The sequence below is a fragment of the Bradyrhizobium sp. GW821-FHT13H06 genome (assembly GCF_058803975.1).
This window is the reverse complement of the sequence record NZ_JBXAPN010000002.1, coordinates 531,768-546,333: the sequence shown is the minus strand read 5'-3', so window position 1 is coordinate 546,333 and position 14,566 is coordinate 531,768. Positions and strand designations below refer to the sequence as shown.

Here is a 14,566-nt window from a genome sequence, read left to right as displayed (position 1 = left end):
TCATGAGCATCACCCGCAGCATCCGCACGCCCATCATGCACCGCGCCGTCGAGGCCAACGGCTTCGTCTTCCTCGGTGGCACCATTGCCGACGACACGTCGGTCTCGATGGGCGAGCAGACCCGCAACATCCTCGGCAAGATCGCCGGCTATCTGAAGGAGGCCGGCACCGACAAGTCTCGCGTCGTCAGCGCTTCGATCTTCGTCACCGATCTCTCCGGGAAGAAGGAGATGGATGCGGCCTGGACCGAGTTCTTCGGCGACAATCTCCCCACCCGCGCCACCGTCGGCGTCGCCGATCTCGGCGGCGGCGCGCTGATCGAGGTGGTGGTCACCGCCCTGAAGGGTTGACCGCGCACGGCGACGAAGGACGACAGCGCCTTCCGCGCTGTCGTCCTCCTCGCGTCCCGCCTTGATCTCGCCCTTCCATGGGACTACTTAGAGAGTCCCTCAATCAGGATACTTGTAGCCATGGATATGACCCCGACCGCAAAGCTCACCTGCCTTGCTCACGGGGAATTCCATGCCTGCTTCGATCATTCTGTCGAACCTGTCGCTGTCCACGCCTGACGGTCGTTCTCTTCTCTCCAACATCGATCTGACATTCACGACCGAGCGTACCGGTCTCGTCGGCCGCAACGGCGTCGGGAAAACGACGCTGCTTGCGTCGATCATAGGGGAACATGTGCCCCGATCAGGGCGCGTTCTGATCGACGGCACCATCGGCTTGTTGCGCCAGGATGCGCAGGTTCTTGCCGGCGCGACCGTCGCCGACCTGTTCGGCGCGCGGCTGGCGCTGGACCTGCTTCGCCGTGCGGAGCGAGGCGATGCCTCAGCCGATGACATCGCTGCGATCGACTGGACGCTCGAGACGCGGCTCGAAGCCGCGCTGGCGCGCCTCGGGTTCGATCCGTCTCCCGACACGGAGCTGTCTTGCCTGTCTGGCGGCCAGATCACGCGGCTTCGGCTCGCCGCCCTGATTTTCGCCGAGCCCGACTTCCTGCTCCTGGACGAGCCCACCAACAATCTCGACCGGGACGGACGCAAGGCGGTGGCTGATCTGCTCGCCACCTGGCGTGGCGGTGCCATCGTCGTCAGCCACGACCGAGGCTTGCTGGAGACCATGGATGCGATCGTCGAACTTACCTCGCTCGGAGCTACGCGATACGGCGGCAATTGGAGCCGGTATCGCGAGCAGAAGGCCGTCGAACTCGCCGCTATCAGGCATGATCTCGCGCATGCCGAAAGGCGCCTGTCCGAGATCGACGACAAGGCACAAGAGGCAGCGGAAAGGAAAGCGCGCAAGGACAGCGGCGGAAGGAAGAAGCGCGCCAAGGGCGACATGCCGCGCATCCTGGCCGGCGCACGCAAGGATCGCAGCGAGGACAGCGGCGGCACGAACGCGCAAATCGCCGAGCGGCGGCGCGCAGAGGCCATCCATGCAGTGGACACGGCGCGCCGGCGCATCGAGATTTTTCAGCCGCTGTCGGTCAAGTTGCCCGTGACCGGCCTGCCGGCGGGCAGGGAGGTGCTTTGGCTCGACCGCGTCAGTGCAGGTTATCGGCCGGAGCGGTCGGTCTTCCGCGATCTATCGCTCGCGATCGTCGGTCCGGAGCGCGTCGCGCTGGTCGGACCCAACGGCTCCGGCAAGACGACGCTGCTGAAATTGATCGCCGGCGAGCTGCGCCCGTGCTCGGGCACCGTGCGGGTCAGGCCGGACTTCGCGCTGTTCGACCAGAAGGTCAGCCTGCTCGATCCCAGGATCTCGATCCTGGATAATTTTGGCCGTCTCAATCCAAAGGCGGGCGCGAATGAATGTCGTGCCGCGCTGGCGCGGTTCATGTTTCGCGCCGATGCGGCCTTGCAGATCGCCGGAAGCCTGAGCGGCGGGCAGTTGTTTCGTGCAGGCCTTGCCTGTGTGCTTGGCGGGGTGACTCCACCATCCCTGCTCATTCTCGACGAGCCCACCAACCATCTGGATGTCGAGTCCATCGAAGCGGTCGAGGCCGGCTTGAGAGCCTATGATGGCGCGCTGCTTGTCGTCAGTCATGACGAGGCATTTTTGCAGGCAATCGGGATCACGCGGCGGCTCGATCTCGCCGGCGAACGTGATTCCAAGGGCTCATCATTCGAATAGCAAAAACCCGACGCCCTGCCCCCAGCGCGTCGGGTGGAAAAAATGACTATCAATCCGTGATCGCAGTGCCGTCGTTGTGACGCTTATCCCGCCGGTTTTCCACTCCGGGAAACGACCGCGTCGGAATTGAGCTGCGCCTGCCTTCTACCTACGCGCTTCCGCCCGGTTCCAGCGCTTCGCCGATCTCCAGCGGGTGGGCCATGGTCTCGTGCAGTGCGTCGCGGTCGAGCTCGCCTTCGGAGATGCTGATGACGACGCAGGCGACGCCATTGCCGATCAGATTGGTCAGCGCGCGGCACTCGCTCATGAACTTGTCGATGCCGACCAGGATCGCGATCGACTGGATCGGTATGTCGGGCACGATCGAGAGCGTTGCCGCGAGCGTGATGAAGCCGGCGCCGGTGACGCCCGAGGCGCCCTTCGAAGTGATCATGGCGATGCCGAGAATGCCGAGCTCCTGCCAGATGGTCAGATGCGTGTTGGTTGCCTGCGCCAGGAACAACGTCGCCAGCGTCATGTAGATGTTGGTGCCGTCGAGATTGAAGCTGTACCCCGTCGGAATGACGAGGCCGACCACCGAGCGCGAGGCGCCGAGATGCTCCATCTTCTGGATCATCTGCGGCAGCACCGTCTCGGAGGATGAGGTGCCGAGCACGATCAGCAGCTCGTCCTTGATGTAGGCGATGAAGCGCAGGATCGAGAAGCCCGCCAGCCGCGCGATCGCGCCGAGCACGACCAGCACGAACAGGATGCTGGTGAGATAGAACGTGCCGATCAGCGCCGCGAGGTTGAGCAGCGAGCCGAGGCCGTAGGCGCCGACGGTGAACGCCATCGCGCCGAAGGCGCCGATCGGCGCGACGCGCACGATGATGCGGATGATGCCGAAGAACATCTTCGCGGCCTTGTCGATCGCATCCGCAATGGGCTCGCCGGCCTTGCCGAGGAAGGCGATGGCGAAGCCGGAGAGGATCGAGATCAGCAGCACCTGCAGGAGGTCGCCGCGCGCGATCGCGCCCAGATAGCTGTCGGGGATGATCGCCATCAGATGGGCGACGATGCCCTCTTCCTTGGCCTTGGTGACGTAGGTCGCGACCGACTTCGGGTCGATGGTGGCGGGATCGATGTTGAAGCCGTGCCCGGGCTGGAGAATCTCGCCGACCAAAAGTCCGACCGCGAGCGCGACGGTCGAGACCGTCTCGAAATAGATCAGCGACTTCAGCCCGACCCGGCCGACGCGCTTGAGGTCGCCCATCGAGGAGATGCCGTGCACCACGGTGCAGAAGATCACCGGCGCGATCATCATCTTGATCAGCGCGATGAAACCGTCGCCGAGCGGCTTCAAGGCCTTGCCGAGATCAGGATAGAAATAGCCGATGAGCACGCCGAGCGCGATCGCGATCAGCACCTGGACGTAGAGGATCTTGTACCAGGGCTGGTGCCGGCGGTGAATGGCTGGCTGGATCGCGATTTGTGTCATGGAGTGTGCCCCGGAACGCATTGATCATGCATGATCTGAATCATGCATGACTTGCATCATGTGATGGCCGCCGCCGAAGCGACAATCACATTTTTGTCTGTTTGCACGAAGATCGATCGCGGAGTCGCAAGCGCGCTTGTTGTCGATCGCAGCCACCACGTCGCCGGTGACGCCGGCGGCGGCAAGCTCTCGATGGGGCGGGTTCGCGACCGTTCCGATGATCGGAGTGCTTGCCTTTGCAGCCCAGGCCTACGGCGCCGCCTGCCGATCATTCTCGGTGCGATCGGCGGATGTCTCGGGTGCTTGGTGAACGGCCTCGCCTCGGCATGCCGATCGACTCCACCCAGCTGCCGGCCGCGCCGTTGTCCAGGGATGCGTGCAGCGTATGCACAACCGGGTGGAACAAAACGCCGGTTCCATCCATGATGACACATCTGGAGAGAACACATGCCGCAAACCGAACGCTCAACTTCATTTCCTTCGCGCCTCGTCGGCCAGTGCGCCCTGGTGACCGGAGGCTCGCAAGGAATCGGCCGCGCCGTCGCCGTCCGGCTCGCCCAGGAAGGCGCAACCGTCGCCATCAACTATTTCGAGAACGTGGAGCGGGCGGAGGAGACGCTCGCGCTCGCTCGGGCAGCTTCGCGCGCGCGCGGCCACGGCGAGCCCGATCATTGCATCGTCAAGGCCAATGTCGGCGATGAGCAGGACATTGCTGCCATGTTCGAGACGATCCTTTCGCGCTGGAAACGTCTCGATTGCCTTGTCAACAACGCCGGCTTCCAGAAGGAATCGCCGAGCGAGGCATTCGACGTCGAAACCTATCTCCGCATCATCGCCGTCAATCTCAACGGCGCCGTGCTCTGCGCGCAGAAGGCGCTCGCTCACTTCGTCGCGCGCGGCGGAGGCGGCAGCATCATCAATTGTTCGAGCGTCCACCAGATCATTCCAAAGCCCGGCTATCTCGCTTATTCGATCAGCAAGGGAGGCATGGCCAATCTGACGCGCACGCTGGCGCTCGAATTTGCCGGCCGGGGCATCCGCGTCAACGCGGTGGGGCCGGGCGCGATCGACACGCCGATCAATGCGGCATGGACCGGCGATCCCGAAAAGCGCGGCGTCGTCACCAGCCATATTCCGCTGGGCCGCGTCGGCACGCCGGAAGAGATCGCCGCCGTGTTCGCCTTCCTCGCCTCGGAGGATGCGAGCTACATCACGGGGCAGACGATCTATGCCTGCGGGGGTCTGACGCTATTCCCTGAATTCCGGGAGAATTGGGCAAGCTGAACGTCAGCTTTGGACCACGCCATCGGCGGCCGCCAGTGCCGCACTGAGAAATCAGGGCGGGTTGGGGGCTGCGGCGCCGTGTGCTATCGACCGTGGACGACGCGGCCGTTATTGGCAAGCGCCGACACAAGACGGGGCTCGTGACCACAACCATCAACATCAATGCCTATAGCGACGCGCTCGTGGTTCTCGGCACCGCCGGCGTGGTGGTGCCGATCGTGCGTCGCTGGGGCATCAACCCCGTGCTGGGCTATCTCGGCGCCGGCGCCATACTCGGTCCGCTCGGGCTTGGTTCGCTCATTCAGAATCTCCCGTTCCTGTACTGGTTCACGGTGACGGACGCGCAGAACGTCGAGGGCATCGCCAATCTCGGCATCGTGTTCCTGCTATTCCTGATCGGGCTCGAACTGTCTTTCCGGCGGCTCGTCACGATGCGACGGCTGGTGTTCGGGCTTGGCGGCCTGCAGGTGCTGGCGACGTCCGCCATGATATTCGGCGCGGCGCTCTTCTCCGGGCAGAGTTCCGATACTTCCGTTATCATTGGCGCGAGCCTTGCACTGTCTTCGACGGCCATCGTGCTCGAGCTTCTCTCCGCCGAGAGGCGGCTTGCGACCACGGCCGGGCGCGCCAGCTTCTCGGTGCTGCTGGCCCAGGACCTCGCCGTGGTCCCCATTCTCGTGTTCGTCTCGGTGCTCGGTGCAGGCAGCGGTGGCTCGGTCGTGACGCACATCTCCAGTGCGATCCTGAAGGCGGTCGTGGCGGTCGCTTTTCTCATTCTGATCGGACGGCTGCTGATGCGTCCGCTGTTCCAGACGGTTGCGGGAACCCATTCGACGGAGTTGTTTGTCGCGGCGACGTTGTTCGTCATCGTCGGCGCAGGACTTGCCGCACACCAAGCCGGCCTCTCGATGGCGCTCGGCGCATTCGTTGCAGGACTGATGCTGGCGGAAACGGAGTATGGAAAAGCCATCGAGGCCACCGTCGAGCCGTTCAAGGGCCTGCTGCTCGGCATCTTCTTCTTTACCGTCGGCATGGCCATCGACTTCCGCGTGTTCATGCGCGAGCCCGGTTGGCTGCTGGCTGCCGTGATCGGCATTCTCGTCGGCAAGGCGATCGTGCTCATCATTCTGGGCCGCCTCTTCAGGCTCTCATGGCCGGCGGCGATCGAGATCGGCTTCCTGCTGGGGCCCGTCGGCGAGTTCGCCTTCGTCAGCATCGGAATGGCGGCGGCGCTGGGCCTGATCGAGCCTCGCGTGTCGAGCTTCGTCGTCGCCATCACCGCCGTGACGATGGCATTGACGCCGCTTCTGGGCATGCTCGGACGACGACTGGCCGCCAAGCTGGCTGACGAGCGCATCCTCGATCCCGAACTGACGGTTCAGCCGCCAAGTGACCGAATGCAGGCCATCGTGGTCGGCTACGGCCGTGTTGGAAAAGTGGTCTGCTCGCTGCTCACCACCCATGGCGTGGACTACATCGCGGTCGATCACGACCCGATCGCCGTGGCGCGCGACCGCCGCGACGGCCATAGGGTCTTCTTTGGCGACGCGACAGAGCCGGGCTTTCTCGAAGCGTGCGGCCTGATGCAGACGACCGGTGTGATCATCACGATTCAGTCGCGAACGGCGATCGATGCCATCGTCGAGCGGACCCGTGCGGTGCGGCCGGATGTGTTGATCGTTTCACGTGCGCGCGACGCTGATCATGCCCGTCACCTCTATGCAATCGGCGCAACTGACGCGGTGCCGGAAACCATCGAGGCGAGTCTGCAGCTTTCAGAAGCCGCACTGGTCGGCCTCGGGGTCGCGGTCGGACATGCGATAGCCTCGGTGCACGAAAAGCGCGATGAGTTTCGGCGGACATTGCAGCAAGCAGCCCGCACGGCAGACCGGGATAAATCTCACCCGTCGTCTATCTCAGGGCGTCCGTCCCGCCGACAGTGATCTGGAAAAACCCGGCCTCGCGACCTACATCTGGTGCCATGTCAAACCCTCCGCTCCAGGATTTCGTCGGCCGGCACGAACGTCTGTTCGTGCTGACCGGCGCCGGCTGCAGCACCAATTCAGGCATTCCCGATTACCGCGACAGCCAGGGCAACTGGAAGCGCACCCAGCCGGTCAACTTCCAGGCCTTCATGTCGGACGAGCATACGCGCCGGCGCTATTGGGCGCGCAGCCTGATCGGCTGGCGGCGGTTCGGCCAGGCGAAGCCGAACGATGCGCATCATGCGCTGGCCCGGCTCGAGGCGAACGGCCGGTGCGGGATGCTGCTGACCCAGAACGTCGATCGGCTGCATCAGTCGGCCGGCCACCGCCAGGTCATCGACCTGCACGGCCGGCTCGATCTGGTCCGCTGCATGGGCTGCGGCCGCAAGACGCCGCGCGACGAGTTTCAGCACGATCTTGGCCGCGCCAATGCGGCGTGGCTGACGCTCGATGCCGCGGATGCACCTGATGGCGACGCCGATCTCGAGCACGAGGATTTTTCCTCCTTCGAAGTGCCGCCATGCGAAGCCTGCGGCGGCATCCTCAAGCCCGACGTCGTGTTCTTCGGCGAGAACGTCCCGCGCGAGATCGTCGCTACCGCGCAGGATCATCTGGCGCAGGCCGACGCCATGCTGATCGTCGGCTCCTCGCTGATGGTCTATTCCGGCTTCCGCTTCGTCCAGGCCGCGGCGCGCCGCAATATTCCGATTGCGGCGGTCAACCTCGGCCGCACCCGCGCCGACGATCTCCTGACGCTCAAGGTCGAGGAGCGCTGCGAGACGGCGCTTGCATTCCTGCTCTGATCGTGTCGGCGGCGCACACGCCTTGCCTATTGCATAGGTGCCAAGCAGAATAGCCGGGCGCGGCATGCATCTCGTCGTCCATGGCATGGAAATTGCTGCGCTTTTGTCCCCAGTCCTGACGACCAGCACGGAGAATTTGGAATGCTTGAGGGAGCCGAGGTGCGGCTTGCCGTTGATATCGGTGGCACGTTCACCGACATCGTGCTGGACGTGGGGCAAGATCGAAAAACCCGCAAGGTGCTGACCACTCCGCAGCGCCCCGAGCACGCCGTACTGGACGGCATGCGCCTCATTCTTGCCGATGCACGTGCCCACATCAGCGACATCGACGTCTTCATTCATGGCACGACGCTCGCGACCAATGCCATCATCGAGCGCCGCGGCGCCAAGACCGCGCTGATCGCGACCGAGGGCTTCCGCGACGTGCTCGATATCGGCACCGAAAGCCGCTACGACCAATATGACCTCGGCATCGACAAGCCGAAGCCGCTGGCGCCGCGCAGCCTGCGCTTCACGGTGCCCGAGCGCATCGACGCCCATGGTGCCGTTCGTCTCCCGCTCGACGAAGCGGCGGTGCGCGCACTCGCGCAGAGATTGCGTGAGCTGAAGGTCGAGAGCGTCGCGATCGCGTTCTTGCACTCTTATGCCAATCCCGAGCATGAGCGTCGCGCGGCCGCGATCATCAGTGATGAAATGCCCGGCATCTCCGTGACTGCATCGTCGGCAGTCTGTCCCGAGATCCGGGAATATGAGCGCACATCCACTGCGGTCGCCAACGCCTATGTGCAGCCGCTGATCGATGGCTATCTTGCCCGCATGGCCGATGCCTTGCAGGTCGAGCAGTTTCGCGGCGCCATTTATCTCGTTACCTCCGGCGGAGGCGTGACCTCGATCGAGACCGCGCGACGCTTTCCGGTGCGTCTCGTCGAATCCGGTCCCGCTGGCGGCGCGATCTTCGCCGCCCAGATCGCGGCGCGTCTCGGCGAGAGCAAGGTGCTCTCCTTCGACATGGGCGGCACTACCGCGAAAATCTGTCTGATCGAAAAGTACCAGCCCGAGACCTCGCGCGTGTTCGAGGTCGATCGCGCCGCGCGCTTCCTCAAGGGCTCCGGCCTGCCGGTGCGCATTCCCGTCATCGAGATGGTCGAGATCGGCGCCGGCGGCGGTTCGATCGCGCATGTCGACGCGATGAAGCGCGTCACCGTCGGTCCCGAGAGCGCCTCCTGGGAGCCGGGGCCCGCCTGCTATGGCCGCGGCGGTCAGCGCCCGGCCGTGACGGATGCGGACGTCGCACTCGGCATGATCGATCCCGATGCGTTTGCGGCCGGCACGATCAAGCTCGACCCGGAGCTTTCGAAGCAGGCGCTGCTGCGGGACGTCGGCGAGCCGCTTGGCCTGTCCGCGGAAACTGCGGCCTATGCTGTCCACGAAGTCGTCTGCGAGAACATGGCGAGCGCGGCGCGCGTGCATGCGGTTGAGCGCGGGGAGATTATCGGTCAGCACACGCTGATCGCTTTCGGCGGTGCCGCGCCGCTGCATGCGGCCCGTGTCGCCGAGAAGATCGGCGTCTCCCGCGTGATTGTGCCATCGAATGCCGGTGTCGGCTCGGCCGTCGGCTTCCTGGCTGCGCCCATCGCCTATGAGCTGGTGCGCAGCCGTCATGTCCGGCTCGATGACTTCGACACCGAGGCCGTCTCTGACCTCTTGCAGGAGATGGTGACCGAAGCGCGTGCGCTGGTGGAGCCCGGCGCAGCCGGTGCACCGGTGCGGGAGCGCCGCGCCGCCTTCATGCGCTATGTCGGCCAGGGCCACGAGATATCGGTCGAGCTGCCGAACCGGCGGCTGGCGACCGCCGATCTCGCCGGTCTGCGCCAGAAGTTCGAGGCGGATTATTCGGCGATGTTCGAACGGCCGATTCCGGGGGCTGCCATCGAGGTGTTGAGCTGGTCGGTGCTCGCCACCACCGAGGCGCGCAATCCGCCCACCGTCGCTTCCGTCGCACGCATGCCTGCGGCCAAGGCGGCCGGCAGTCGCAAGTTCTTCGACGGCCGCGCGGGCGAAGTAATCGAGATCCCGCTCTATCGCCGCGAGGACATGGCGCCCGGCGCGACGATTGCGGGTCCCGCCGTGATCGCGGAGGACGAGACTTCGACCTTCGTCTCCAACAGTTTTGACGCCCATATAGACGGTGCCGGCAGCATCGTCATGGAACGGAAGGCGGCTTGATCATGAGCAAGGCAAATGGCGCGAGCCTGATCGACCTTCAGATCATGTGGCACCGGCTGATCGCCGTGGTCGAGGAGCAGGCGCAGGTGCTGCTCCGCACCGCGTTCAGCCCGATCGTGCGCGAATGCGGCGACCTCTCGGCCGGCGTGTTCGACCTCGAGGGGCGCATGCTGGCGCAGGCGGTGACGGGCACGCCCGGCCACGTCAACTCGATGGCGGAATCGGTCAAGCATTTCATCGCTCACTTCCCGATCGAGACGATGAAGGAAGGCGACGCCTACATCACCAACGACCCCTGGATGGGTACGGGCCATCTCAACGACTTCGTCGTCACCACGCCCTGCTTCAAGGATGGCAAGCCGGTGGCGCTGTTCTCCTGCACCAGCCATCTCATGGATATCGGCGGCATCGGCTTCGGGCCCGACGCCACCGACGTGTTCATGGAGGGGCTCTACATCCCCATGCTGAAGCTGATCGACCAGGGCGTCGTCAACGAGACGCTGATGGCGATGATCCGCACCAATACACGGCTGCCGATCGACACCGAGGGTGACACCTATTCGCTCGCCGGCTGCAACGACGTCGGCTGCGAACGCCTGGTCGAGATGATGACCGAGTTCGGCATCGACACGCTCGACGAGCTCGGCGATTACATCTGCGACCGCTCGCGCGAGGCCGTGCTCGCCGAGATCGCCAAGCTGCCGAAGGGCAGCTGGCGCAATACCATGGTGGTCGACGGCTATGACGCGCCGGTGACGCTGGCTGCGACCCTGACGATCTCGGACGAAGGCATACACGTTGATTTCGACGGCACCTCTGCCGCCTCGAAGTTCGGCATCAACGTGCCCTTGTCCTACACCACCGCCTACACCGTGTTCGGCCTCGGCTGCGTCGTCGCCTCGCAGATCCCGAACAATGCCGGCTCGCTCTCGCCGCTGACGGTGTCGGCGCCGGCGGGCGCGATCCTCAATGCGCCGAAGCCGGCGCCGGTCGCCTCGCGTCACGTCATCGGCCAGATGCTGCCCGACGTCGTGTTCGGCTGTCTGCGCCAGATCATTCCCGAGCGCGTGCCTGCGGAAGGCACCTCGTGCCTGTGGAATCTCAACGTGCGCGGGCAGACGCGAAGCGGCGTCGGCGGCAATTACGGGTTCTCCATGGCGGTGACCTCCAACGGCGGCACCGGCGCGCGCTTCGGCAAGGACGGGCTGTCCGCGACCGCTTACCCAAGCGGCGTGCGCGGCACGCCGGTCGAGATCGCGGAGACGCAGACGCCTCTGATCTTCTGGCGCAAGGAGCTGCGTCCGGATTCCGGCGGGGCAGGGCGCACCCGCGGCGGCCTCGGTCAGATCATCGAAGTCGGCAGCGGCGTCGATGCGCCGTTCGACATTCTCGCTGCGTTCGACCGCATCGATCATCCGCCGCGCGGCCGCGATGGCGGCCGGGACGGCGAGGCCGGCTATGTCGGCCTCAAGTCCGGAAAGAAGCTGCGAGGGAAGGGCTTTCAGCAGGTGCCGCCGGACGATCGGTTGGTGGTGCTGACACCCGGCGGCGCCGGCATCGGCGATCCCGCCAAGCGCGAGCGCGCGGCGGTCAATGACGACGTCGAAAGCGGGCTCGTGTCCGCCGACAAGGCGGTCGCAGTTTATGGGTACTCGCGGTGACGCCTCGGGCGTCGTGCGCGGAGCAAACGGAGGGGTGCAAATGATCACGCGAAGGAATTTCACCGTGGGCGCAGCGACGCTGCTTGCCGCAGGCCACATCTCCACCCGTGCGCGGGCGGCAACGGTGAGCTGGGACATGTCGACGGTGTGGCCCGACGGCAATTTCCACACCCAGAACGCGATGGCCTTCGCGGAGGAGGTGAAGAAGCAGACGGGTGGCTCGGTCGCAATCACCGTAAAAGCGGGTGGTCAGCTCGGCTTCAAGGGCCCCGAGCACTTGCGCGCCGTGCGCGACGGTCTGGTTCCGCTGGCCGACGTGCTCAACATCCAGCAGGTCGGCGACGAGCCGTTCATGGGCGTCGAGAGCATTCCCTTCCTCTGCGGCTCGGTGGACGAGCTCAAGGTGCTGCACAAATACGTGCGGCCCGAATACGAGAAGATCGCGGCGCGCAACAACCAGAAGATCCTCTACATCGTGCCTTGGCCGACGCAGTACCTGCATCTGAAGGCAAAGGTCGCCGACGTCGAGGGCCTGAAGAACATCAAGATCCGCGTGCCCGACAAGAACGCGGTCGACATGCTGAATGCGATCGGCATGGCGGCCGTGATGATCCCCTGGGGCGAGACGATTCCCGCGCTCGCTTCCGGCGCCGTGGCCGGCGTCTCCACCTCGTCGGTGTCGGGCGTCGACGGCAAGTTCTGGGAATTCCTGAAATACGTCTACCCGACCAACCACGTCTGGTCGTCGCAGATGCTCACCGTCAATCTCGATTCCTGGAAGGCTCTCTCCGGCGATCAACAGAAGCTGGTTGCGGATATCGCGGCGAAGATGGAGCCGGGCTTCTGGGCCAACTCGCTCAAGGCCGACGTCGACAGCCTCAACCGCCTGAAGGAAGGCGGCATGGAGGTGGTGCCGGTCTCGCAAGCCATGATGACGGACATCCGGGCCAAGACTGCGCCGCAGCTCGACGCCTTCCTCAAGCGCGTGCCGGCCGCCGACAAGCCAGTGCGGGCCTATCTCGCCGAAATGAAGCGTGGCTGAGGATGATGTCGTGGTGAGCATCTCGCCCGAAGCTCCGCAGAGCCTGAATGCAGCGGCGCCAGCGCCGCTGCGCATCCTGCTCGACGGAATCGATCGCCTCGGCCGGCTCGACGGCTGGATCGGCGGCGGCTGTCTCTTGATGCTGACGCTGCTGATGCTCTGCGAGGTCGCAACCCGCTTCCTCTCGAACTTCCTGCCGTTCTTCCCGCCCAGCATCTCGATCGCGTGGGAATACTCTTCTTATCTCATGGCGGCGTCCTTCACTTTCGGAGCCGCCATGACGCTGCGTGTCGGCGGCCATATCCGCGTCGTGCTGCTCCTGAAGAACGTGCCGGCGCCGGTGCAGCGCGCGCTCGAGATTCTCTCGGCGGCGGCCGGCTTCGCCTTCATGGCGTTCCTGACCTCGGCCATGGCGAAATTCGCCTGGGCCGCGTTCGTGCGCGGCCAGGTCTCCACCTCGAGCGACACGCCGCTGTGGTTTCCGGAAGCCGTCGTCACCTTCGGCATGCTGCTGCTCACGCTCCAGTTTCTGGCACGCGCGGTCCAGGCCGCGTTCGGCCTGCCGCTGGAGGATCATCGCATGAAGGCCTCGCCCGTCGAATGATCGCTTTGCTCCCTCCCGGATCCAAGATCGCATGACCATCGAAGTCGTCGCCCTGTTCGCGATCTTGTTTGCGCTGCTGGCCTGCGGCGTCTGGATCGGCCTGACGCTTGCGCTCACTGCGACGCTGCTGCTCGCGATGTTCCGCTCGATCCCGCTCGACAAGCTGCTGCCCCAATATGCCTGGAATATCCTGACCACGCAGGAGCTGCTCGCGCTGCCGCTGTTCATCCTGATGGGCGAGCTCTTGTTTCGCACCCGGCTGTCGCGCTCGCTGTTCCAGGGACTGGCGCCCTGGGCCGGGCTGCTGCCCGGCCGCCTGCTGCATGTCAACGTGATCGGCTGCACCATCTTCGCGGCGATCTCGGGCTCGTCGGCCGCGACCACGCAGGTGATCGGCCGCATGTCGCTCAACGAGCTGCTGCGCCGCGGCTATTCCCGCGACATCGCGATCGGCTCGCTCGCCGGCGCCGGCACGCTCGGGTTCCTGATTCCGCCGTCCAACATCATGATCATCTATGGTGTGCTCGGCGACGTCTCGATCCTGAAGCTGTTCACGGCTGGCGTGCTGCCGGGATTCCTGCTGGCCGCCACCTTCATGGCCTGGGTGATGCTGCATACGAGCCTCAATCCGAGCATGGTGCCGGAAACGGAAGCCAAACTCTCGCAGGTGCCATGGAGCGAACGCTTCGCCGCTCTGAAGGACCTTGCCCCGGCGCTGTTCCTGATCGCCTGCGTGCTCGGCTCGATGTATGGCGGCCTCGCGACGCCGTCGGAAGCTGCCGCCGTCGGCGTGCTCGGCGCGGCCCTGGTTGCCTGGGCGCAAGGCGCGATGTCGCAACAGGTCATGCGCGACGTGCTGATCGGCTCGGTCGTGACCTGCTCGATGATCGCGCTGATCGTGCTCGGCGCATCGATCCTCGGCAATGCCGCAGCCTTCCTCGGCATCCCTCAGGCGGTGGCCGCCTTCGTCAAGGGGCTCGGCCTGTCGCCCTTCATGCTGATCGTGGTGCTGATCGTCTTCTATCTCGTCCTCGGCTGCTTTCTCGACGGCTTCTCGATGATCGTGATGACGCTGCCGATCGTGCTGCCGATCGTGAAGGGCGCCGGCTTCGATGAGGTCTGGTTCGGCGTCTTCCTCGTGCTCGCCGTCGAAATGGCGCAGATCACGCCGCCCGTCGGCTTCAACCTGTTCGTGATCCAGGGGCTGACCGACGACGGCCTCGGCTACATCGCCCGCGTGACGCTGCCGTACCTCATGATCATGATCGGTTTCGTGCTGCTGCTGACGCTGTGGCCCGGCATCGTCACGATATTGCCGAAAGTGCTTTACGGATAAGCCACTTGGCTC

At 64.9% G+C, this 14,566-nt stretch carries 11 protein-coding genes; 10 read left to right on the top strand and 1 reads right to left on the bottom strand.

The features are described from left to right. Positions 1 to 2: 2 nt before the first annotated feature. Positions 3 to 350: a RidA family protein gene (locus tag AC1RQP_RS09425; RefSeq protein WP_492936712.1), complete on the top strand. Its 348-nt coding sequence runs from the start codon at positions 3 to 5 to the stop codon at positions 348 to 350. Positions 351 to 522: 172 nt separating this feature from the next. Further along, positions 523 to 2,136 carry an ABC-F family ATP-binding cassette domain-containing protein gene (locus tag AC1RQP_RS09420; protein ID WP_492936711.1) on the top strand — a complete coding sequence of 538 codons (1,614 nt, stop codon included), beginning with the start codon at positions 523 to 525 and terminating at the stop codon, positions 2,134 to 2,136. A gap of 148 nt (positions 2,137 to 2,284) precedes the next feature. On the opposite strand, the gene AC1RQP_RS09415 is transcribed toward AC1RQP_RS09420, so the two are convergent. Continuing rightward, entirely contained in the window at positions 2,285 to 3,613 is a 1,329-nt protein-coding gene (locus AC1RQP_RS09415; RefSeq protein ID WP_239627174.1) for a dicarboxylate/amino acid:cation symporter, read from the bottom strand. 447 nt (positions 3,614 to 4,060) lie between these two features. Between AC1RQP_RS09415 and AC1RQP_RS09410 the strand changes: the two genes are divergently transcribed. The 8 genes from AC1RQP_RS09410 (at position 4,061) to AC1RQP_RS09375 (ending at position 14,554) form a co-directional block, all read left to right on the top strand. Continuing rightward, entirely contained in the window at positions 4,061 to 4,897 is an 837-nt protein-coding gene (locus AC1RQP_RS09410) for an SDR family oxidoreductase (protein ID WP_492936710.1), read from the top strand. 140 nt (positions 4,898 to 5,037) lie between these two features. Next, positions 5,038 to 6,840, top strand: a complete 1,803-nt coding sequence (locus tag AC1RQP_RS09405) for a cation:proton antiporter domain-containing protein (protein WP_492936709.1) — start codon at positions 5,038 to 5,040, stop codon at positions 6,838 to 6,840. A 38-nt stretch (positions 6,841 to 6,878) separates the two neighbouring features. Beyond that, entirely contained in the window at positions 6,879 to 7,685 is an 807-nt protein-coding gene (locus AC1RQP_RS09400) for an NAD-dependent protein deacetylase (RefSeq protein ID WP_492936708.1), read from the top strand. 141 nt (positions 7,686 to 7,826) lie between these two features. Next, entirely contained in the window at positions 7,827 to 9,911 is a 2,085-nt protein-coding gene (locus AC1RQP_RS09395) for a hydantoinase/oxoprolinase family protein (RefSeq protein ID WP_492936707.1), read from the top strand. Positions 9,912 to 9,913: 2 nt separating this feature from the next. Beyond that, the gene (locus AC1RQP_RS09390; RefSeq protein WP_492936706.1) at positions 9,914 to 11,572 is read left to right on the top strand and encodes a hydantoinase B/oxoprolinase family protein; all 1,659 of its coding nucleotides are present in this window, start codon (positions 9,914 to 9,916) and stop codon (positions 11,570 to 11,572) included. Positions 11,573 to 11,612: 40 nt separating this feature from the next. After that, a complete protein-coding gene (locus AC1RQP_RS09385) occupies positions 11,613 to 12,614 on the top strand; it encodes a TRAP transporter substrate-binding protein (RefSeq protein ID WP_492936705.1) in 1,002 nt (333 codons plus the stop codon). Between the two features lie 10 nt (positions 12,615 to 12,624). Then, the gene (locus AC1RQP_RS09380) at positions 12,625 to 13,218 is read left to right on the top strand and encodes a TRAP transporter small permease subunit (RefSeq protein ID WP_492937125.1); all 594 of its coding nucleotides are present in this window, start codon (positions 12,625 to 12,627) and stop codon (positions 13,216 to 13,218) included. A gap of 31 nt (positions 13,219 to 13,249) precedes the next feature. Next, on the top strand, positions 13,250 to 14,554 hold the full coding sequence (locus tag AC1RQP_RS09375) for a TRAP transporter large permease (protein WP_239627166.1): 1,305 nt from the start codon (positions 13,250 to 13,252) through the stop codon (positions 14,552 to 14,554). The last annotated feature ends 12 nt before the right edge of the window (positions 14,555 to 14,566 follow it).

Excerpts from the sequence above, each read along its gene's own strand:
- AC1RQP_RS09390 (WP_492936706.1), top strand. The coding sequence starts at position 9,914 with ATGAGCAAGGCAAATGGCGCGAGCCTGATCGACCTTCAGATCATGTGG.
- AC1RQP_RS09410 (WP_492936710.1), top strand. The coding sequence starts at position 4,061 with ATGCCGCAAACCGAACGCTCAACTTCATTTCCTTCGCGCCTCGTCGGC.
- AC1RQP_RS09395 (WP_492936707.1), top strand. The coding sequence starts at position 7,827 with ATGCTTGAGGGAGCCGAGGTGCGGCTTGCCGTTGATATCGGTGGCACG.
- AC1RQP_RS09385 (WP_492936705.1), top strand. The coding sequence starts at position 11,613 with ATGATCACGCGAAGGAATTTCACCGTGGGCGCAGCGACGCTGCTTGCC.
- AC1RQP_RS09425 (WP_492936712.1), top strand. The coding sequence starts at position 3 with ATGAGCATCACCCGCAGCATCCGCACGCCCATCATGCACCGCGCCGTC.
- AC1RQP_RS09375 (WP_239627166.1), top strand. The coding sequence starts at position 13,250 with ATGACCATCGAAGTCGTCGCCCTGTTCGCGATCTTGTTTGCGCTGCTG.
- AC1RQP_RS09420 (WP_492936711.1), top strand. The coding sequence starts at position 523 with ATGCCTGCTTCGATCATTCTGTCGAACCTGTCGCTGTCCACGCCTGAC.
- AC1RQP_RS09415 (WP_239627174.1), bottom strand. The coding sequence starts at position 3,613 with ATGACACAAATCGCGATCCAGCCAGCCATTCACCGCCGGCACCAGCCC.
- AC1RQP_RS09400 (WP_492936708.1), top strand. The coding sequence starts at position 6,879 with ATGTCAAACCCTCCGCTCCAGGATTTCGTCGGCCGGCACGAACGTCTG.